Annotated in this window: 19 protein-coding genes; 18 read left to right on the top strand and 1 reads right to left on the bottom strand. The window is 46.6% G+C overall.

What is annotated here, in order from left to right:
- The first annotated feature begins 59 nt into the window (after nt 1-59).
- The 15 genes from rpiB to C0033_RS09155 all read left to right on the top strand — a co-directional run bounded on the left by rpiB (nt 60) and on the right by C0033_RS09155 (nt 14641).
- Nucleotides 60-500: a ribose 5-phosphate isomerase B gene (gene rpiB / locus C0033_RS09230; protein WP_103227719.1), complete on the top strand. Its 441-nt coding sequence runs from the start codon at nt 60-62 to the stop codon at nt 498-500.
- Nucleotides 497-1462, top strand: a complete 966-nt coding sequence (locus tag C0033_RS09225) for a D-2-hydroxyacid dehydrogenase (RefSeq protein ID WP_103227570.1) — start codon at nt 497-499, stop codon at nt 1460-1462. The genes rpiB and C0033_RS09225 overlap by 4 nt, the downstream gene beginning before the upstream one ends.
- A 73-nt stretch (nt 1463-1535) precedes the next feature.
- On the top strand, nt 1536-2399 hold the full coding sequence (locus C0033_RS09220; protein ID WP_103227569.1) for an NAD(P)-dependent oxidoreductase: 864 nt from the start codon (nt 1536-1538) through the stop codon (nt 2397-2399).
- A 252-nt stretch (nt 2400-2651) separates the two neighbouring features.
- On the top strand, nt 2652-4025 hold the full coding sequence (locus C0033_RS09210) for an FAD-dependent oxidoreductase (protein ID WP_103227567.1): 1374 nt from the start codon (nt 2652-2654) through the stop codon (nt 4023-4025).
- 18 nt (nt 4026-4043) lie between these two features.
- Nucleotides 4044-5393 (top strand): cytochrome c biogenesis protein/redoxin, encoded by a 1350-nt coding sequence (locus C0033_RS09205; protein WP_103227566.1) that lies wholly within the window; start codon nt 4044-4046, stop codon nt 5391-5393.
- Nucleotide 5394: 1 nt separating this feature from the next.
- Nucleotides 5395-6984, top strand: coding sequence for a VanW family protein (locus C0033_RS09200; protein WP_103227565.1), 1590 nt, complete (start codon nt 5395-5397; stop codon nt 6982-6984).
- A 29-nt stretch (nt 6985-7013) separates the two neighbouring features.
- Nucleotides 7014-7451, top strand: a complete 438-nt coding sequence (locus C0033_RS09195) for an Rrf2 family transcriptional regulator (protein WP_103227564.1) — start codon at nt 7014-7016, stop codon at nt 7449-7451.
- Nucleotides 7452-7454: 3 nt separating this feature from the next.
- Complete coding sequence (gene trxA / locus C0033_RS09190; RefSeq protein ID WP_103227563.1) at nt 7455-7766, top strand: thioredoxin; 312 nt, start codon at nt 7455-7457, stop codon at nt 7764-7766.
- Nucleotides 7767-8015: 249 nt separating this feature from the next.
- Nucleotides 8016-8990 carry a substrate-binding domain-containing protein gene (locus tag C0033_RS09185; protein ID WP_103227562.1) on the top strand — a complete coding sequence of 325 codons (975 nt, stop codon included), beginning with the start codon at nt 8016-8018 and terminating at the stop codon, nt 8988-8990.
- A 180-nt stretch (nt 8991-9170) separates the two neighbouring features.
- On the top strand, nt 9171-10019 hold the full coding sequence (gene pstC, locus C0033_RS09180; protein WP_103227561.1) for a phosphate ABC transporter permease subunit PstC: 849 nt from the start codon (nt 9171-9173) through the stop codon (nt 10017-10019).
- Entirely contained in the window at nt 10019-10885 is an 867-nt protein-coding gene (gene pstA / locus C0033_RS09175; protein WP_103227560.1) for a phosphate ABC transporter permease PstA, read from the top strand. Before pstC ends, pstA begins: the two co-directional genes overlap by 1 nt.
- A gap of 11 nt (nt 10886-10896) precedes the next feature.
- Nucleotides 10897-11646, top strand: coding sequence for a phosphate ABC transporter ATP-binding protein PstB (pstB, locus tag C0033_RS09170; protein WP_103227559.1), 750 nt, complete (start codon nt 10897-10899; stop codon nt 11644-11646).
- 1 nt (nt 11647) lies between these two features.
- Complete coding sequence (gene phoU, locus C0033_RS09165) at nt 11648-12292, top strand: phosphate signaling complex protein PhoU (protein WP_103227558.1); 645 nt, start codon at nt 11648-11650, stop codon at nt 12290-12292.
- Nucleotides 12293-12296: 4 nt separating this feature from the next.
- Nucleotides 12297-12968 (top strand): response regulator transcription factor, encoded by a 672-nt coding sequence (locus tag C0033_RS09160; RefSeq protein ID WP_103227557.1) that lies wholly within the window; start codon nt 12297-12299, stop codon nt 12966-12968.
- Nucleotides 12968-14641, top strand: coding sequence for an ATP-binding protein (locus C0033_RS09155; RefSeq protein WP_103227556.1), 1674 nt, complete (start codon nt 12968-12970; stop codon nt 14639-14641). Before C0033_RS09160 ends, C0033_RS09155 begins: the two co-directional genes overlap by 1 nt.
- A 124-nt stretch (nt 14642-14765) precedes the next feature.
- Here the strand turns inward: C0033_RS09155 and lepB are convergent, their stop codons facing one another.
- Nucleotides 14766-15338 carry a signal peptidase I gene (lepB, locus tag C0033_RS09150; RefSeq protein ID WP_103227555.1) on the bottom strand — a complete coding sequence of 191 codons (573 nt, stop codon included), beginning with the start codon at nt 15336-15338 and terminating at the stop codon, nt 14766-14768.
- Nucleotides 15339-15509: 171 nt separating this feature from the next.
- Here lepB and C0033_RS09145 point away from each other — a divergent pair, with 171 nt between their 5' ends.
- The 3 genes from C0033_RS09145 (at nt 15510) to C0033_RS09135 (ending at nt 20003) form a co-directional block, all read left to right on the top strand.
- Nucleotides 15510-16574 (top strand): DUF3810 domain-containing protein, encoded by a 1065-nt coding sequence (locus C0033_RS09145; protein ID WP_103227554.1) that lies wholly within the window; start codon nt 15510-15512, stop codon nt 16572-16574.
- 145 nt (nt 16575-16719) lie between these two features.
- Nucleotides 16720-19092, top strand: coding sequence for a 1,4-alpha-glucan branching protein GlgB (glgB, locus tag C0033_RS09140; protein ID WP_103227553.1), 2373 nt, complete (start codon nt 16720-16722; stop codon nt 19090-19092).
- The gene (locus tag C0033_RS09135; protein WP_103227552.1) at nt 19089-20003 is read left to right on the top strand and encodes a mechanosensitive ion channel domain-containing protein; all 915 of its coding nucleotides are present in this window, start codon (nt 19089-19091) and stop codon (nt 20001-20003) included. Before glgB ends, C0033_RS09135 begins: the two co-directional genes overlap by 4 nt.
- Nucleotides 20004-20081 lie beyond the last annotated feature (78 nt).

Genomic DNA, 20081 nt, shown 5'->3' with positions numbered 1-20081 from the left:
GGTATGATATGTTTAAAAAGATGAAAACATTGCAGACAGCAGTAGATATGGAGGAAGTTATGAAGATAGCAATAGGAAATGACCATACAGCAATAGAAATGAAGGATGCAATTAAAGAACATTTGCAGTCAAAAGGGATCGAAGTGCTGGATCTGGGCACCAATTCACATGAGAGCTGTGACTACCCTGTCTATGGTGAAAAGGTAGGCCGCGCGGTGGTATCAGGAGAAGCTGATTTAGGAATCGCGATCTGCGGAACCGGAGTGGGAATCTCATTGGCGGCAAACAAGGTGAAGGGAATCCGCGCTTGCGTGTGTAGTGAACCTTATACGGCCAAACTTTCCAGAATGCACAATAATTCCAATGTCCTATCCTTTGGAGCCCGTGTAATTGGAGTGGAGATGGCTAAGATGATAACTGATGAGTGGCTGGATGCGGAATATGAAGGCGGAAGACACCAGAGACGTGTGGATATGGTGATGGAGATTGAAAACAGATGAGAAAAGTATTGATAACAATTCCGATAGAAGAACGTCATAAAGAATATTTTGAAAATATAGGGAAAGACTGCGCATTTGAGTATGTGCAGTCTTCTGATGTATCCCAGGAACAGGTAAGGGATGCTTCTATTATAATTGGCAATGTTCCTGCTGAGATGCTGCCTGCTGCAGAGAAGCTGGAATGGCTGCAATTGAACTCCGCAGGCGCTGATCTGTACTGCAAACCGGGTATCTTAAAGCCGGGAACGCTTCTTACCAATGCGACCGGCGCTTATGGGCTGGCCATCTCTGAATTCATGGTGGGAGCTGCTCTTATGCTTCAGAAAAAATTGAATTTATACCATGACAACCAGAAAAAACATCTGTGGAAAGATGAAGGCGGCGTTACTTCTATATGGGGCTCCACCACGCTTGTAATCGGCCTTGGCGATATCGGCGGAGAATTTGCCAAACGGATGAAGGCTTTGGGAAGCCATACCATCGGCATCAGAAGAAAGCCGGGCGATAAGCCGGATTATCTGGATGAGCTGTATACCAATGATAAGATGGATGAGCTGATTCCGAGAGCAGATTTTATCTCCCTTTCCCTTCCAAACACGCCGGAAACGTACCGGATTATTAATGAAGACCGGCTCCGCAGCATGAAAAAAGGAGCGTATCTGATTAATGTTGGAAGAGGAACCGCTATCGATACGGATGCTTTATGCAGAGTGCTGAACGACGGTCATCTGGGTGGATGCGCGCTGGATGTTACCGATCCGGAACCACTTCCTTCCGATCACCCTCTGTGGGAGGCAGGCAATGTGATAATTACCCCTCACATTTCAGGCCATTATCACCTTCAGGAGACATTGGAGCGCATTATACGGATTTCAGGTTCAAACCTGGAGAAATTTTTAAATGGAACAAGGCTGGACAATCTTGTGAATTTTGAAACCGGGTACAGGGAAAGGCAGAATTAAGACGGAAAGAATATAATCTTGCTGCAAATATGCCTGTCTGTGGTAAAACGGCGTTTGCGGTGAAAGGAGTAATATGATGAAAATCGGATTTATTGGTGTTGGAATTATGGGCAAATCCATGGTGCGAAACTTGATGAAGGCCGGATTTGAAGTTTCCATCTATACGAGAACCAAGTCAAAGGTTTTAGATGTAATCGAAGAAGGCGCTGTCTGGTGCGGGACTGTTTCAGAATGTGCCAAAGATCAGGATGTGGTGATTACCATTGTCGGATATCCGAAAGATGTGGAAGAAGTTTATTTCGGAGATGACGGAATCATTGCCAATGCGAAAAAAGGCGCATATTTAATCGATATGACCACCAGCAGCCCTAAATTAGCCATAAGAATCTATGAAGAAGCCAGAAAAGCAGGCCTTTCTTCTCTGGATGCGCCGGTGACCGGCGGCGACGGAGGCGCTAAGGCGGGGACGCTTACCATATTGGTGGGCGGTGATAAAGACGCTTTTGATGCGTGTATGCCGGTATTTGAAGCAATGGGAAAGAATATCAATTATGAAGGCCAGGCGGGCAATGGACAGCATACCAAGATGTGCAATCAGATCGCATTAGCCGGAGCGTTGAGCGGCGCCTGTGAAGCGATGGTATATGCGAAGAATGTAGGGCTGGATGTACAGCAGATGCTGGATTCCATTTCTACAGGGGCGGCGGGAAGCGCACAGATGAGCAATGTGGCTCCGCGCGTCCTGAAAGAAGATTATAATCCGGGTTTCTTTATCAAACATTTTATTAAAGATATGAAGCTTGCGGATGAGGAGGCTCAGGGAGCGGGAATCGAGCTGGGAGTTCTGGAGTACATACTTTCCATGTATCAGGATCTGGAAGCAGAGGGAATGGGAGATTTGGGGACTCAGGCTTTGGTGAAGTATTATAAGTGGTAATAGAATCGTATGGTGAAAACAGTTGGGATGATGTGATTCCGTTCGGATGGGAACGGTCATTCCGGCTGTTTTTTACATCAAGGGTGAAGGCATTTTCGGAAAAGCCTTCACCCTTTAACTTAAAGCCTCAAGGCTTTTCCGAAAATGCCTTCACCCTTGATGTAAAAAAATTCAAAAAACCCCTTGACAAAACTAACTGTATATTGTAAAGTTACAGTAACAAATAAAAATACAGTTACGGAGGGAAATAGAATGGAGCAAAGGAGACAATACGATGCGGTTATCATTGGTTTTGGAAAAGGCGGAAAGACCCTATCTTCCGCTTTAGCAGCGGCCGGTAAAACGGTTGCAATGGTGGAAAAATCACCTAAGATGTATGGAGGAACCTGTATCAATGTGGCCTGCCTCCCCACCAAGTATCTGGTGCACAGCGCACAGAAGCTGGCTTCTTCATGCCGCAGCTTTGAAGAAAAAGCTGCAGCCTACAAAGACGTGATGATCCAGAAAGACAGCCTGATCGCTAAATTAAATAAAGCCAATTATAATAACCTGGCTGAAAATGAGAATATTACAGTAATAGATGGAAAAGCCAGATTCTTATCCCCTCATGAGATCGAGGTGGATAACGGAAGTGAAGTATTTACCGTGGAAGCGGGGCAGTTTTTCATCAATACCGGCGCAGTGCCTGTAGTTCCGCCGATCAAAGGGCTGAAGGATAATCCTTATGTATATGTCAGCGAAACGATGTTACAGCTGAAAGAACTTCCAAAGCATCTGGTAATCATCGGCGGCGGATATATTGGAATTGAGTTTTCTTCCATATACAGACAGTTTGGTTCTGAGGTGACGATTCTTCAGGACAGCGACCGTTTCCTGGCAAGAGAAGATGAGGAAATGGCGGATGCGGTGAGAGAGCAGCTGACAAAACAGGGCATTCAGATTGTCACAGGCGTTAAGATTGAAGCCGTGGAACAGGAAGCAGGCCAGGCGAAGGTTCTTGTTACAGGCAAGGATGGACAGCAGATATTTATGGCAGATGCAGTACTGGCTGCAACAGGAAGGCGTCCGGCTACAGACGAATTAAATCTGGAAGCGGCTGGCGTTAAGACGAATGAAAGAGGCGGTATCATAACCGACGAGCACCGGATGACCTCAACACCTGACATTTACGCCATGGGAGATGTGGTTGGAGGACTTCAGTTTACTTATATTTCCCTGGATGATTATAGGATTGTCCGTTCCAAAGTGTTGGGAGACGGCAGCTATACCGTGGATAAGCGGGGCGCGGTTCCATACAGCACATTTATCGATCCGCCGTTTTCGAGAGTGGGAATGACGGAAAAGGATGCGAAGGAAGCAGGTTATGAAGTGAAAGTTGCCAGACTTTTGGCATCTGCAATTCCAAAGGCAAAGGTTATGGAACAGACAGACGGTTTGTTAAAAGCGGTTATCGATGCCAAAACAAATCAGATCCTGGGTATGCATCTGTTCTGTGCCGAATCACATGAGATGATTAATCTGGCAAAGATGGCTATGGATGCCAAGATCCCTTATACAGTTCTTAGAGACACGATTTACACCCATCCAACCATGAGCGAAGTATTCAACGTATTATTGACAGTATAAATAAAGGAGGACGATTGAGTGGGATTTTCATTAGATGTAAGTGTTCCGGCGCTTACCGTATTTTTACAGGGACTGGTGAGTTTTTTCTCACCGTGTGTGTTGCCGCTGTTACCATTGTATATCGGCTATTTATCAGGCGGAACGAGAAGCGTGGGCGAGGACGGCAGAATCTACTATAAACGCAGCAAGGTTATGGTTAATACCATTTTCTTCGTAGTCGGTGTCAGCTTTGCATTTTTCCTGCTGGGTTTTGGCGTCTCTGCACTGGGACATTTCTTCAACCGGGGACAGCTGTTATTCGCTAAAATCGGCGGCATCATCGTGATTTTATTCGGCCTTTACCAACTGGGATTCCTGGGCACATCAACCGTCCTTGGAAGAGAGCACAGGCTTCCGTTCCGGCTGGATAAGATGGCGATGTCGCCAGTTACCGCATTGATTATGGGCTTTACGTTCAGCTTTGCGTGGACTCCATGTGTGGGACCGGCTTTGGCGACAGTGCTTATAATGGCAGCTTCTGCGGCGACGAAGGCAACCGGGTATGCGTTGATCGGCGTGTATACATTAGGATTTATCCTGCCGTTTCTCATCGTTGGATTGTTTACAACAACCCTGCTGGATTTCTTTAAAAAGCATGGGCAGTTTGTAAAATACACGGTAAAGATCGGCGGAATTCTGATGATTATCATGGGACTCTTGATGTTTACCGGAAAAATGAATGCGGTAACCGGTTATTTATCTGAATATACGACACAGAGCCAGAACAGCGGCGGACAGAAGACGCCGGAACCGACAGCTGTGGTTGAAAATACGACAGAAGAATCCAGCGAAGAAACCGCGGCAGAAAGCACGGCGGGAACAGCGGAGACGGAAGCAGAATCTCAGGCAGAGATCGAGGAAACCACAACCGCAGAGCCGGAGACATTGCCGGCAATTGATTTTACGCTGACGGATCAGTATGGCAATACCCATACGCTGTCCGATTACAAAGGAAAAACAGTATTTCTTAATTTCTGGGCAACCTGGTGTCCGCCATGCCGGGCGGAGATGCCGGATATTCAAAAGATCTATGAAACTTACAGCACAGAAGGCGACGACGCTCTGATCGTGCTGGGAGTGGCGGGACCGAATCAGGGAAGAGAGAAATCGGAAGATGGAATTAAGCAGTTCTTAGAGGATAACGGCTATACCTATCCGGTTTTAATGGACACCACAGGAGAACAGTTTGCAGCTTACGGCGTTTATTCATTGCCGACCACATTTATGATTGATAAAGAAGGCAATGTATTCGGATATGCGTCGGGGCAGCTGAATGAAGACACCATGAAGAGCATTATACAGCAGACGATGGAAGGAAAGCGCAGATAGAATGAGCAGCGGATACAGAAAACGAAGGAGAAGACGCAGGGATGGTTCGAAAGTATTTTTGTCGGTTGTGATCGTTACGGCTGTTATGGCAGTGTCCATAGGGATTTTGGAGAGGACAGTGTTTAAGAATACGGGAGATATCCAGACAGCGAAAGCGGAAGTAAGCCCCCACATCCGACCGGATGAGGAACGTCTGAAAGCGGTGAATGCTCCGGAGATTACTGTAGAGCAGGTGGAGATCACCGGTCTCACAAAGGAAGAGGCACAGAAGAAGCTGAGAGAATATTATCCCTGGAGCATGAAGATTGTGAATGGGGAGGAAGAGCTTTCGGTGGAAAACTGGCTGGAACCGGAGCTTGCAGATATTTTAGAACAGGTTTACTCCACAAATGACCTGAAAGAAGGTTCTTATCGAATCGATGATAACAAACTGGAGGCAAAGATTAAGGAAAAGGCCGGAGAACTGGCTCAGAAATGGAATAAAAAGCCGGTTAGCTCCCAATTGGAGTCTTACGATAAGGAAGCCCGTAAATTTGTCTATACAAAAGAGCAGGAAGGGCGTGAACTGGATCAGGAACGGCTGGCAGAAGATTTTATGGCTGCGGTAAAGTCTAAGGATTTTACCGCCCGGATTCAGGCCGGATTTACCGTTATCCGGCCGGAGCGGACACAGGCTCAGGCTAAGGAACAGTATCAGGTAATCGGCACATTTACCACGAAGACTACCAATAATGCCAACAGAAATGAAAACATCCGGCTGGCTGTCCAGGCGATTGACGGCTTGGTATTGCAGCCCGGAGAAGAGTTCAGCTTTAACAACGCTACAGGCAACCGGACCACGGAAAAGGGATACCGTCCGGCCGGCGCTTATAAAAATGGAATCCTGATTAAAGAGCCGGGAGGCGGTGTGTGTCAGGTATCGACCACGTTGTACAATGCGGTGGTGACGTCCGGATTCGAGACAACCGAGCGCAACCATCACAGTTTTACTCCAAGCTATATCCCGCCGGGACAGGACGCCATGGTCAGCTTTGACGGCTACAGCGGCCCGGACCTGAAATTCAGGAATACGGAGAATACAAGCGTTGCCATACGGGCTTCTTTCCAGGATAATCAGTTGAAAATATCAATTGTGGGATTGCCCCTCCTGGAGGAAGGTGTTAAAATAACTATGCGGTCAGAAAAGACCCAGGATGTAAATCCGCCGGCTCCCGAATTTGTGGAAAATCCTAACCTGCCGTTTGGAACAGAGCAGGAGGTTGTAAAGGCACAGACAGGAGCTGTATGGAAAACCTACCGGGTTGTGAGCAAAGACGGCAAGGTGTTGGAAGAGGATTATATCCATTCCAGCAGATATAAAGGAAAGCCGTCCACCATCCAGAGAAATACACTCACGGATAATACCCGGGATTCCCAAGCGGAAACCCAGCCGTCCGAACCGGCAGCTGCGGATATCGGAACAGGCGAAGCACCAGATGCCGAACCGGCGGAAGAACCGGCCGGTGACACGGTAAATGAACCAACCAGTGAACCAACAGACAGACCAGAGGAGCAGATTCCTGCAGAAACAGCAGTTCCCCAGGCCGAGTGAATAGAATCAGAAATCGGAGAGAGAATGAGATGACAAGTGAGTTTGGCGTAGCAGTTCATGCATTAGTATTTTTAAATCATAAGGCGGAAACCGTATCCAGCGAACAGCTGGCGGATAATATCTGTACCAACCCGGCCCGAGTGCGCAAAATCATGGCCAAGCTTAAAAAAGCCGGTCTTCTTGCCACGAAAGAGGGATTGGAAGGCGGATATCTGTTTGATAAGAATGCTGCGGATATCACCCTTTGCATGGTAGCGGACGCATTGGAGACAGAATTTGTTTCCGCATCCTGGAAAAGCGGCGATCCCAATAAGGATTGTATGGTGGCGTCAGGTATGGCAGGCGTGCTGGATAATCTGTATGGTGATCTGGATCAGATGTGCAGAGAACGGTTAACTCATGTTACGATTGAAGATTTGGATAAAATAATATTTATGGATAAAAATAAAAGAAAAAAGGAGAAATAAAAGATGGCAATTTTAAAGATAACAAAGGAAAATTTTGAGAGCGAAGTATTGAATTCTGAAACACCGGTTATGGTTGACTTTTTTGCAACATGGTGCGGTCCCTGCAAGATGCTTCATCCTGTAGTGGAAGCTTTATCCAACGAAGTGACGGATGTAAAGATCGGTGAACTGGATATTGACGAGCAGGCCGAACTGGCGGAGAAATACAGAATCATGACAGTACCCAGTCTGGTTCTCTTTAAAAATGGAGAAGCGGTTGATAAATTAGTAGGGGTACAGTCCAAAGGAAAAGTGCTCGAATTCATTCATAAGTAAAGAAAAGTGATTTTACCCGGTCAATTGTTTCCAATTAAATAACGAAGATTTTACAAAGACGATACCTGGGCAGCGGATGAAAAATTCTGCTTGCCCAGGTATTTTGCGTTTTGTAAAGCATGATATTTTACATGGATTTAACAAAACACTTCTTTTGGATTTTACATTGGAACTTTACAATACGAACTGTAATCGACAAAGAGATATAAAATTTAACGATGAACTCAGAGTTCAAAAGGAGAGGAAATTATGAAAAAATCATTAGCAATAATTCTGGCATTAGGTATGGCAGCAGCAAGTTTAACCGGATGCGGAGGAAGCAAAGCCCCTGAAACCACAGCTGCAGCTACAGCGGCAACAACTGCGGCAGCAGCGACAGAAGGAACAACGGCTGGGACAAGCGAAGCGGAAACTACAACAGCAGAAGAAAAAACAGCTATGGCAGAGGGACCGATCACCGTGGTATCACGTGAAGACGGATCCGGTACAAGAGGAGCATTTATTGAATTATTCGGAATTGAAGAGAAGAATGATGCCGGAGAAAAGGTGGATAATACCACTGAGGATGCGGAAATCACAAATAGCACTTCCGTTATGATGACAACAATTTCAGGAAATAAGGAAGCCATCGGATACATTTCATTAGGTTCCTTAAATGATACGGTAAAAGCAGTGAAAATCGACGGTTCGGAAGCAACTGTGGACAATATCAAATCCGGCGCTTATAAAATCGCCCGTCCGTTTAACATCGCGACCAAAGAAGGCGTCAGCGAAGCAGCTCAGGATTTCATTAAATTCATAATGAGCGAAGAAGGACAGAAAGTTGTGGAAGACAACGGCTATATCAGCCAGGGCAATGAAGGCGCTTACACAGCAGGTAATGTATCTGGAAAAATTGTTGTGGCAGGATCTTCTTCTGTAACTCCTGTTATGGAAAAACTGAAAGAAGCTTATACGGCCTTGAATCCGGATGCGATAATCGAAGTTCAGCAGAGCGATTCCACAACAGGTATGACATCAGCTATTGAAGGCGTTTGTGACATCGGTATGGCTTCCAGAGAGCTGAAAGACAGTGAAACAGGCGCTGGTTTAACTGCAAAGGTTATCGCAATGGATGGCATCGCAGTTATCGTAAACAACGACAGTCCTGTAGACGAACTGACAAGCGGCAATGTAAAGACAATCTTCACAGGCGAAGTTACCGACTGGGAAGACCTTCAGTAATAAGTCAATCAGAGACAGGCGGTTTTCCCCACAGAATCGCCTGTCTTGTTAAAATTCACGGCCTGCCCCAAGCCCATCCTGAGTTATTCCTTATATAAGGACGGGCTTGGGGCAAACCGTGAATGGAAACACAGCATTTACCTTGCGTTTACCAAGCAGGAAATATGAAGGAGCAATTGAATGAGAAAAGTGAAAGAAAAGGGGATGGAACTGGTATTTTTAATTTCCGCCTGTGTCTCCATCCTGGCGGTTGTCATGATCTGTATTTTTCTGTTTGCCAATGGTGTTCCGGCGATTGGAAAAATAGGTGTCCTGGATTTCCTTCTGGGAGAGAAGTGGAAACCGGGAAATGATATATATGGAATTCTTCCTATGATATTAGGAAGCATCTATGTAACTGCAGGAGCAATTGTGGTGGGAGTTCCCATAGGGATTTTAACCGCCATCTATCTCTCCAAATTCTGTCCCAAACGTCTGTATCAGGTTATTAAGCCGGCCATTGACCTGTTGGCAGGAATCCCGTCGGTTGTTTACGGATTCTTCGGCATGGTGGTGATTGTTCCGGTTATGTCGGAATTGTTTGGCGGCAGCGGTAAGAATATGGCTACCGCATCCGTGCTGCTGGGCATCATGATTCTTCCAACTATTATCGGAGTGGCGGAATCTGCCATCAATGCGGTTCCCGCTTCCTATTATGAAGGCGCTTTGGCGCTGGGAGCCAGCCATGAAAGGAGCGTATTTTTTGCCACGCTTCCCGCCGCTAAATCGGGAATTATGGCTGGCGTTATCCTGGGAGTGGGCCGGGCCATTGGTGAAACTATGGCGGTGATCATGGTGGCCGGAAATCAGGCCAGAATGCCGAAGGGGCTTTTCTCCGGTGTCAGAACCATGACAGCCAATATCGTGCTGGAAATGGGATATGCCACCGATCTTCACAGAGAAGCGCTGATCGCTACTGCAGTTGTGCTGTTCGTGTTCATACTCATCATAAACTTATCATTTTCACTGCTGCGAAGGAGGTCTGAATAATGGAACCAATTAATAAACAGACATTTTCACAGAAGATGAAAGCATATGGAAGAAGCCCGCTTTCCCTGGTTCTCATGCTGCTGGTAACCATATCAGCGGCGCTGACCGTTCTGACCCTTCTGTTTCTGGTAGCTTATATCTTGATTAAAGGAGTTCCGTATCTGACTCCAAGCTTATTCGCATGGGAATATAACAGTGAAAATGTTTCCCTGATGCCCGCATTAATCAATACGATTATTATGACTTTTCTTTCTTTGCTGATCGCAGGGCCTCTTGGCATCTTTGCGGCGATTTACCTGGTGGAATATGCAAAGCGCGGCAATAAACTGGTTGCCGTGATCCGGGTGACAGCGGAAACCTTATCGGGAATCCCTTCCATTGTCTACGGTTTATTCGGTTTCCTTTTGTTTGCGGTCACATTTGGCTGGTCCTACACCATCATGGGCGGGGCTCTCACGCTGGCGATTATGATTCTTCCGCTGATCATGAGAACTACGGAAGAGGCGTTAAAATCGGTTCCCGATTCTTTTCGGGAAGGAAGCTTTGGACTTGGAGCCGGACGGTTGAGAACCGTATTTAAGATCGTTCTGCCGTCCGCAGTGCCGGGAATCCTGGCCGGAATTATTCTGGCTGTCGGAAGAATTGTAGGGGAAACGGCGGCTTTGATGTATACGGCGGGAACGGTGGCCGGCGTGCCGTCCAATCTGATGTCTTCGGGGCGGACTCTGGCTGTGCACATGTATGTGCTGACAAATGAAGGTCTGTACACCAACCAGTCATACGCAACTGCAGTTGTACTTTTAGTAATTGTGGTGGGAATCAATGCGGTTTCCGGCCTGATTGCCAAAAGAATCGCGAAAGGATAGAACGATAGATTATGGATAAGCTCACTATTAATAATATGGAATTATATTACGGTGATTTTAAGGCATTAAAGGGCATCAATTTAAAGATTCAGTCCAATGAAATTACCGCGTTTATCGGCCCGTCGGGCTGCGGTAAATCTACGCTTTTAAAATCCTTAAACCGTATGAATGATCTGGTGGAAGGATGTAAAATAACAGGAGAAATCCTTTTGGACGAACAGGATATTTATGGAAATATGGACATTAACCTGCTGAGAAAGCGGGTGGGCATGGTGTTCCAGAAACCGAATCCATTTCCCATGAGCGTTTATGATAATATCGCATTCGGGCCGAGAACGCATGGAATCCGTTCAAAAGTCAGGCTGGACGATATTGTGGAAAAATCATTAAGGGATGCGGCGATCTGGGATGAGTTAAAAGACCGTCTGAAGAAAAGCGCGTTGGGACTTTCCGGAGGACAGCAGCAGAGGCTTTGTATCGCAAGAGCATTGGCGGTGCAGCCGGAAGTGCTTTTGATGGATGAACCCACGTCTGCTCTCGATCCGATCTCCACATCTAAGATAGAAGATCTTGCTGTGGAACTGAAAAAAGATTATACTATTGTTATGGTTACGCACAACATGCAGCAGGCAGCCAGAATCTCAGATAAAACCGCATTCTTCCTGTTGGGAGAGGTGATTGAATTCGGTGAGACGGAGCAGATCTTCTCCATGCCGAAGAACCAGAAGACAGAGGATTATATAACGGGGAGGTTTGGTTGATATGCGCAATCGGTTTGATGAGCAGTTGGAGTATTTGAATGTGGAATTGATCCGCATGGGAGCGTTATGTGAGGATGCTATCGCTTATGCATCCAGAACCCTGATGGGGGAAAGCAGTTTAAGCGAGCAGGTCTATAAAACAGATAAAGAGATAGACCAGAAGGAGCGGGACATCGAAAGCCTGTGCATGAGGCTTCTGCTTCAGCAGCAGCCGGTGGCAAAGGACCTGCGCCTGATTTCGTCTGCGCTGAAGATGATATCGGATATGGAGCGGATTGGCGACCAGGCGTCCGATATCGCGGAAATTGCCGGATTTATCAAAGACAGAAAGGTACAGAGCAACATCCACATCCGCGATATGGCGGAGGCTACCATAAAGATGGTTACGGAAAGTGTGGATTCTTTTGTGAAAAAGGATTTAAAGATCGCACAGGAAGTAATTCAGTACGACGATGTGGTGGATGACCTGTTTTCTAAAGTGAAAGAAGAACTGATCAGCCTTATAAAAGAAGATAACAGCGACGGAGAATTCTGCATTGATCTTCTCATGATCGCCAAGTATTTTGAACGAATCGGTGACCACGCCACCAATATTGCAGAATGGGTGGAATTTTCAATTACCGGAGTTCACGTGGAGGGAAATTAAAAAGATGATTTATCTTGTGGAAGATGATAACAGCATCCGGGAACTTGTGATCTATACGCTTCAGAGCACAGGGCTGGAGGCCGCCGGATTTGCCTGCGGAAAAGATTTCTGGGGAGGGATGAAGGCAGAGCTTCCGTCATTGATCCTATTGGATATTATGCTGCCGGATGAGGACGGCCTTACCATATTAAAAAAGATCAGAAATACGGTAGAGACAGCGAAAATCCCGGTGATTATGCTGACCGCCAAAGGAACGGAATACGATAAGGTAGTGGGCCTGGACAGCGGCGCGGACGATTATATTCCAAAGCCTTTTGGGATGATGGAACTGGTATCCCGTGTCAAAGCAGTGCTTCGCCGCACCGAGCCGGAACAGAAAACCAGACTTTACGAGATAGGGCCCATCAAGGTGAATGTCATCCGCCACACTGTTCATGTGAACGGAGAACCTGTGAATCTGACTTATAAAGAATTCGAGCTTCTCTGTTATTTAATGGAAAATGAAGGGATTGTGCTGAGCCGTGACCAGCTGCTTTCTAAGATATGGGGCTATGATTTTGACGGTGAGACGAGAACCGTGGATGTTCACATCCGCACTCTGCGTCAAAAACTGGGCATCGGCGGAAATTATATAGAGACAATCCGGGGCGTTGGCTACAAGATTGAGGAGATATGATGAGACGAAGAATATATTGGAATATGTGTCTGGTAGCCTTATTTTCCCTGATTCTGGCCACTTTGGTGACCACTGGGATGTTTTACAAGGATTTGCAGACGCAGATGAAAAGGGAAGTGGCCACCGAGGTGCGCTATATCCAGTCCGCCATGGAGATGGGAGGCAGAGAATATCTGGATTTTCTGTCCACCAGAGGAGACGGCAACCGCATTAACCGCATTACCTGGGTGGATACGGACGGAAGGGTTTTATACGACAGCTTTAAAAACAGTGAGAACCTGGAAAACCATCTGGACCGCCCGGAGATTAAAGAAGCGCTGGAAAAGGGAAGCGGATCTATTACAAGACCGTCGGAAACCTTGGCGGAGCAGACTTATTACTATGCGGTAAGGCTGAGCGATGATACCGTGATCCGTGTTGCCAGCACGACGAGAAGCGGCTGGGCGTCCTTTATGCAGGCAATCCCGTGGATTGTGGTGCTCACCATTGTGATTTTCTGCATTACCATGGTATTGGCTGAAATTCAGACGAAAAAGATCGTGGGGCCGATCAATAATCTGAATCTGGATAACCCGGATGAGGCGTCGGTTTATGACGAATTATCTCCGTTAATCGGAAGGATCGAAAAGCAGAACCTGACAATCCACAAACAGATGGATACTTTAAGGGAGAAACAGATGGAGTTTGCCGCCATTACCGAGAATATGAGCGAGGGATTTATCGTGGTAGACAGTAAGGCAGAAGTTGTTTCGTACAACAGCAGCGCCATGAGAATATTAGGGGTGGAACGTCAGCTGGTTCCCGATTCCAGAGTGAATATTCTGAACTTCAACAGAAGCGCGGAATTTCGTGAGGCTGTGGATCATGCCCTGGCCGGACGTCATGCGGAACAGAATCTGGAACTGAACGGCCACTGCTATCAGATGATCGCCAATCCGGTGCTTGATGAAGGGCGGAATAAAGGCGCTATCATCGTTATCCTGGACATAACGGAAAAGCAGGGCAGAGAAGAGCTTCGCAGAGAGTTTTCGGCCAATGTGTCCCACGAATTGAAAACCCCTCTCACCTCTATCTCAGGATACGCCGAAATCATGAAAAATGGATTGGTGCGCCCGGAAGACATGGCCCGCTTTGCGGAAAATATCTATACGGAGGCCCAGCGCCTGATCACTTTGGTGGGAGATATCATCAAGTTATCCCAGCTGGATGAAAATGCCGTAGAGGTGGAAAAAAGCGCGGTGGATCTGTACGAAGTGTCCTCCGACGTGGTAAAACGCCTTCAGGGAAATGCCGATAAGCAGAAAGTATCCATAAGCCTTCAGGGCGAACCGGCTGTTGTCCATGGGGCAAGACAGATTCTGGATGAGATGATCTTTAACATCTGCGACAACGCGATTAAATATAATAAAACCAACGGTAAAGTCATGGTTACGGTTAAAAATGAGGGAATGCGCAAGGTAGTGACTGTGGCCGACACGGGAATCGGTGTTCCGGAAGCGGATAAAGACAGGATTTTCGAACGTTTTTACCGGGTAGATAAGAGCCATTCCAAACAGATTGGCGGTACCGGCCTGGGACTTTCTATTGTAAAACATGGAGCGATTTATCATGACGCCCAAGTGGAGCTGGAAAGCAAAGTGGGTGAGGGTACCGTGGTTCGAATTGTGTTTTAAAGTGATAAAAGTAATGCTCGGAAGATAGGGGGCCTGTCTTCCGAGCTGTTTTTTTAATCCGGTAAACAGCTATTCGAAGACCGCTTACAATCTTCCTGATTAACCGGATTTGAACAGGCATATCCTATTCAATCTTATTGATACGGGGATAATACCGGAACAATACCTTTGCGATAATTTTGTCTTTGTGTACATAAGTATTCTCCCAACGCCTAGCGTCCAAAGAGTCGTTGCGGTTGTCGCCCATCATAAAGTAGCAGTCTTCAGGCACTTCGTAATGCAGCGGCGGCTCGGGGATCATGTCGGCGAGGAGATATGGTTCATCAAGAGGTGTTTCTGAGTTGTTGAGATAGACTTTTCCGTTTTTGATATCTATGATGTCTCCCGGAAGTCCGATAATTCTTTTTACAAAATAGACGGATTCGTCATCCGGCCAGTGGAAGATCACGATATCGCCCCGCTCCGGTTCCTGGAATTTATAAGTGAGGCGGGAACCGATTACCCGGTCTCCGGTCATGATGGTGTTTTCCATGGAACCGCTGGGCACCCGGCTGTTGGCAATGATAAATTTGTTGAGCACAAATGCGATAACAGCGGCGGTGATGATAATTTTAACCCAGTCCCAGATTTCCTGTTTCCAGCTGAATGGCTGTTGTTCCTCCGGGGTGAGTTCAGCGTTCTTATTTTCTTGTTTCATATATTGCATACCTTCTTAGATTTTCTAACCGTTTCTTAACTGATACGATTGCTATAAAGAGTTTATATGAGAATTTTACTTTCCGCAAGGGTTTTCACAAAATGGTAATAAAAACTTCACATTAGGCAGGTAAAATAATAATATAAAATTTAAATGAGATGAGAGGGGAACATGGCGAGAGAAAAGAAGGTATTGATCATTGGGGGAATACTTTTTGGAGCGGCTTTGGGGCTGCAGTTACTGGCGCGCAACATCGGGGGATTCGGCCAGTGGTATGCGGTTACGGTTTATCCGCTTCTGACGGGAACACTGGGACGTTTGACCGGATTGTTTCCATTTTCTGTGGTGGAACTGGGGCTTTATGCGCTGGTTATTTTTTGTGTGGTCTATGGAGTTCGAAATATACGAAAGCCGAAAAAATTGCTCGGGGGGACTTTTTTGCTAACCGGGGCCTTGTTTTTTTCTTATACAATCAACTGCGGCATCAACTATTACCGCCAGCCGTTTTCCGCGTCGCTGGATTTTAAGGTTCAGCCTTCTTCAAAAGAAGAGCTTGTGGAATTATGCCGCTATCTGACGGAATGTGTCAATGAAAATGTGCCCGATGCAGTGCCGGAAGGGGAAGCAGACGCAGGGCAGAGCCATTTTCCATCTATATCGGTTCTTAACAAGGAAGGCGTGAAATCCATGAGGGCGCTGGGTGATGAATATCCGGGGCTGGATGGATTTTATCCGCTTCCCAAGGGACTGTTGTTTTCTCAGATCTTGTCTTACCAGCAGTTAAGCGGAATCTATTCTCCATTTACCATCGAAGCGAATTATAATAAGGATATGACTGCTTACAATATTCCACATACCATTTGTCATGAATTGTCGCATTTGAGGGGATATATGCGGGAAGATGAGGCCAATTTTATCGGTTATCTGGCCTGTATCAATTCGGAGATGAAAGAATTCCGCTACAGCGGCTACCTGGCCGGATGGATCTATGCGGGCAACGCGCTGGCCAGAACGGATATGGAAACCTACAGGGAACTGGTTGGAGGACTGAATCCTCAGGTGCTCATGGACCTGAATGCCAATAACCTGTTTTGGGACCGATATGAGGGAAAGGTGGCTGAGACAGCAACTAAGATGAACGATACCTATCTAAAAGCCAACAGCCAGGCAGACGGCGTCCAGAGCTATGGGCGGGTGGTGGATCTGATGCTGGCATATTACCGGACGGAGAATTAGGAAATCTTTCATTTGGTGGAGAAATAGATCGGGTTGTACCTGAAATGGAAGAATTATGAAGATAAGTTGTGAAACAATTTCGTTGTAAAAACAAAAATAGAATGATAAAATAGAAATATTAAAACATGCGGATGGAGGAGGAATTATGGACAAAATTTTATATGATTTGATGGATTGGGCTGGTATTGAAGAATTGGTATATTCAGAAGCCAGCGATCCCTGCAGGCTGCTCGGACCTCATGTTACGAAAGATGGCTTGCTGATTCAGGCATTTATTCCAACTGCAGTTAATATTTCGGTGAAATTGAAAGCGACCGGTAAAAGCTATCCCATGGAGCTGGCAGATGAAGCCGGATTCTTTGCAGTGCTGATACCGAGAAAGACCGTAGCTGAGTATGTGCTGGTGGTGACCTATGATAACGGAGTGCAGGAAGAACTTAACGATCCATATGCATATGGACCGGTGATAAGCGAAAAAGAACAAAAGCAGTTTGAAGCCGGAGTTTATTACAATGTTTATGAGAAGATGGGTGCGCATCCGTGGAAGATCGGAGAGGTGAGTGGTGTTTTATTCGCAGTATGGGCTCCGTGTGCGATGAGAGTCAGCGTTGTAGGGGATTTTAACCTTTGGGACGGACGCCGTCACCAGATGGAGAAGCTGGGAGATTCCGGCATCTTTGAATTATTCATTCCGGGCATGGAGATTGGCTCCATCTATAAATACGAAGTGAAATGTCCGAACGGAGATCCTTTATTAAAGGCCGATCCATACGGAAATTACTGTGAACTGCGTCCTAATACGGCTTCCGTGGTATGGGACATCAGCAGATACCAGTGGAATGATAAAGAATGGATGGAACAGCGGGCTAAAACAGATACAAAAGAAAAGCCGATGTCCATTTACGAAGTGCATCTGGGTTCCTGGATGAGAAAAACGGCGGAGACGGACGAAGAGGGCAATACGGTTCTCGGCTCCGAATTCTATAATTACCGCGAGATCGCGGAAAAACTGGCGGCTTATGTGAAAGAGATGGGATATACCCATGTGGAGATCATGCCGGTTATGGAACATCCTTTGGATGCGTCATGGGGCTATCAGGTGACCGGATATTATGCTCCTACCAGCCGTTACGGAACGCCGGATGATTTCATGTATTTTATGGATTATATGCATGGACAGGGAATCGGGGTGCTGCTGGACTGGGTGCCGGCCCATTTCCCACGTGATATGCACGGACTGGCCTGTTTTGACGGCACCTGTGTCTATGAGCATAAAGACCCCAAACAGGGCAGCCATCCTCATTGGGGAACCCTGATCTATAATTACGGACGCCCTCAGGTGAGCAATTTCCTGATCGGCAATGCATTATTCTGGGCGGATAAATATCACGCAGACGGTATCCGTATGGATGCGGTCGCTTCCATGCTGTATCTGGACTATGGCAAGAACCCGGGCGAGTGGATTCCTAATATCTACGGCGGACATGAGAATCTGGAAGCGGTGGAGTTTTTAAAACATTTAAATCATGTGTTTAAAAAGAGAAAAGACGGAGCGATACTGATCGCAGAAGAATCAACCGCATGGCCTCAGATCACCGGCGATGTGAAGGACGGAGCGTTGGGATTTGATTATAAGTGGAATATGGGGTGGATGAATGATTTCACCGGATATATGCATTATGATCCGTTTTTCAGATGCCATCATTACGGAGAGCTGACATTCAGCCTTTTATATGCTTACAGCGAAGATTTCATACTGGTATTCTCCCACGATGAAGTGGTGCACGGAAAGGGCTCCATGGTCGGCAAGATGCCTGGAGAGACGATGGAAGATAAATTCGCCAACCTCCGCGCGGCCTATGGATTTATGCTGGGACATCCCGGCAAGAAGCTTTTATTTATGGGCCAGGACTTCGGCCAGGTTGCCGAGTGGAATGAAAATGAAAGCCTTCAGTGGAATCTTTTGGAATATCCAATCCACCAGCAGATGAAGGAATATGTGAAGAGTTTGAATAAACTTTATGCGGAATATCCTGCACTGGCTGCTATGGATTATCATCCGGAAGGATTTGAATGGATTAACAGTACGGCGGCTGAAGACAATATCGTTGTATTTTTAAGAAAAACCAAGAAAAAAGAAGAGACATTGCTCTTTGTATGCAATTTCGCCCCTGTGGTTCACCAGAAATTCAAGGTGGGAGTTCCGTTTGCCGGAAAATATAAAGAGATCTTTTGCAGCGATTCGGCAGAATTTGGCGGAAGCGGCCTGATTAACGGACGCGCCAAGTCCTCTAAAAAGGATGAATGCGATGCCAGAGAAGATTCTATCACCATTCAGCTGGCGCCTCTTGGCATTCATATCTTCACCTGCATGCCTGGACAGGAAAAGGCTAAGGCTGCGGTGAAAACAACAAAGAAAACTGCGGTAAAAGCTGCGGATGGCAAAACCGCTGTAAAAGAAGCAGCTCCGGCAGCGGAGACAAAAAAGAAAACTGGATCCAGGAGAAGTAAATCATGATTTGGAATACAGTAGAAACCCTGGCGGAAACATTGGCGGAAACTGCATCGGAGACGCTTCCGATTGCAGAAGAAGTACAGTCTGATTTGGCCCAGCTGAATCCCAATGTGATGTTGGAGACGATAAAAAGCTGGCTGCCCGGTCTGCTGGCTTTTGGATATAAGCTGTTGATTGCAGCGTTGATTCTGGCTGTCGGCAGCAGAATTATCCGGTTGGTCAGAAGGATTTTGGACCGTTCCTTTCAGAGGATGGAGATGGAGATCAGTTTGAGGAAATTTCTCCTCTCTCTGATCAATGCGATTCTGTATGCAATTCTGGTATTTATGGCTATCGAAAAGATCGGCTTTAATTCCGCTTCGATTGTGGCAATATTAGGTTCCGCCGGTATCGCTCTCGGTCTTGCGCTTCAGGGAAGCCTGGCAAACTTTGCCGGAGGTGTCCTGATTCTGCTCATGAGGCCATTTAAGGTGGGCGATTATATTATCAGCAAAGACGGAGAGGGAACCGTCGCTGTGATCGGCCTTGTTTACACCACGCTGAAGACCGTGGATAATAAGCTGATTGTGATTCCAAACGGCACATTGTCCAACGATTCTCTGACCAATGTAACGGCACAGGAAAAACGCCGGGTGGATATCAGGATCGGAATCGGATATACTTCGGATTTAAAAAGAGCCAAGTCGATTATAGAAAGCGTTTATGAGAATCATCCGCTGGTTTTAAAAGAGGAGGATGTGGTTGTATTTGTAGATGACTTAGCGGACAGCTCCGTCGTATTATGCGGACGGGGATGGGCGGCTACGGAAGACTACTGGACCGTCAGATGGGACATTCTGGAACAGATCAAGCTGGCGTTCGACGATGCCGGCATTGAGATTCCATTCAAGCAGCTGGATGTTCATATGAAATAACGGTAGGTATACAGGGGGAAGAGTATATAGGAACTATAGGACAAAGGCGTAATATCGTGTGATATTGCGCCTTGATTG

The sequence above is a fragment of the Clostridium sp. chh4-2 genome, from assembly GCF_002899675.1.
Classification (GTDB): Bacteria; Bacillota; Clostridia; order Lachnospirales; family Lachnospiraceae; genus CHH4-2.
The sequence above is the reverse complement of the archived record's forward strand: the minus strand, read 5'-3'. Positions and strand labels throughout refer to the sequence as shown.

Excerpts from the sequence above, each read along its gene's own strand:
- pstC (WP_103227561.1), top strand. The coding sequence starts at position 9,171 with ATGAGAAAAGTGAAAGAAAAGGGGATGGAACTGGTATTTTTAATTTCC.
- pstA (WP_103227560.1), top strand. The coding sequence starts at position 10,019 with ATGGAACCAATTAATAAACAGACATTTTCACAGAAGATGAAAGCATAT.
- rpiB (WP_103227719.1), top strand. The coding sequence starts at position 60 with ATGAAGATAGCAATAGGAAATGACCATACAGCAATAGAAATGAAGGAT.
- C0033_RS09185 (WP_103227562.1), top strand. The coding sequence starts at position 8,016 with ATGAAAAAATCATTAGCAATAATTCTGGCATTAGGTATGGCAGCAGCA.
- C0033_RS09225 (WP_103227570.1), top strand. The coding sequence starts at position 497 with ATGAGAAAAGTATTGATAACAATTCCGATAGAAGAACGTCATAAAGAA.
- C0033_RS09195 (WP_103227564.1), top strand. The coding sequence starts at position 7,014 with ATGACAAGTGAGTTTGGCGTAGCAGTTCATGCATTAGTATTTTTAAAT.
- C0033_RS09145 (WP_103227554.1), top strand. The coding sequence starts at position 15,510 with ATGGCGAGAGAAAAGAAGGTATTGATCATTGGGGGAATACTTTTTGGA.
- C0033_RS09160 (WP_103227557.1), top strand. The coding sequence starts at position 12,297 with ATGATTTATCTTGTGGAAGATGATAACAGCATCCGGGAACTTGTGATC.
- trxA (WP_103227563.1), top strand. The coding sequence starts at position 7,455 with ATGGCAATTTTAAAGATAACAAAGGAAAATTTTGAGAGCGAAGTATTG.
- C0033_RS09210 (WP_103227567.1), top strand. The coding sequence starts at position 2,652 with ATGGAGCAAAGGAGACAATACGATGCGGTTATCATTGGTTTTGGAAAA.
- C0033_RS09135 (WP_103227552.1), top strand. The coding sequence starts at position 19,089 with ATGATTTGGAATACAGTAGAAACCCTGGCGGAAACATTGGCGGAAACT.
- phoU (WP_103227558.1), top strand. The coding sequence starts at position 11,648 with ATGCGCAATCGGTTTGATGAGCAGTTGGAGTATTTGAATGTGGAATTG.
- pstB (WP_103227559.1), top strand. The coding sequence starts at position 10,897 with ATGGATAAGCTCACTATTAATAATATGGAATTATATTACGGTGATTTT.
- C0033_RS09200 (WP_103227565.1), top strand. The coding sequence starts at position 5,395 with ATGAGCAGCGGATACAGAAAACGAAGGAGAAGACGCAGGGATGGTTCG.
- glgB (WP_103227553.1), top strand. The coding sequence starts at position 16,720 with ATGGACAAAATTTTATATGATTTGATGGATTGGGCTGGTATTGAAGAA.
- lepB (WP_103227555.1), bottom strand. The coding sequence starts at position 15,338 with ATGAAACAAGAAAATAAGAACGCTGAACTCACCCCGGAGGAACAACAG.
- C0033_RS09155 (WP_103227556.1), top strand. The coding sequence starts at position 12,968 with ATGAGACGAAGAATATATTGGAATATGTGTCTGGTAGCCTTATTTTCC.
- C0033_RS09220 (WP_103227569.1), top strand. The coding sequence starts at position 1,536 with ATGATGAAAATCGGATTTATTGGTGTTGGAATTATGGGCAAATCCATG.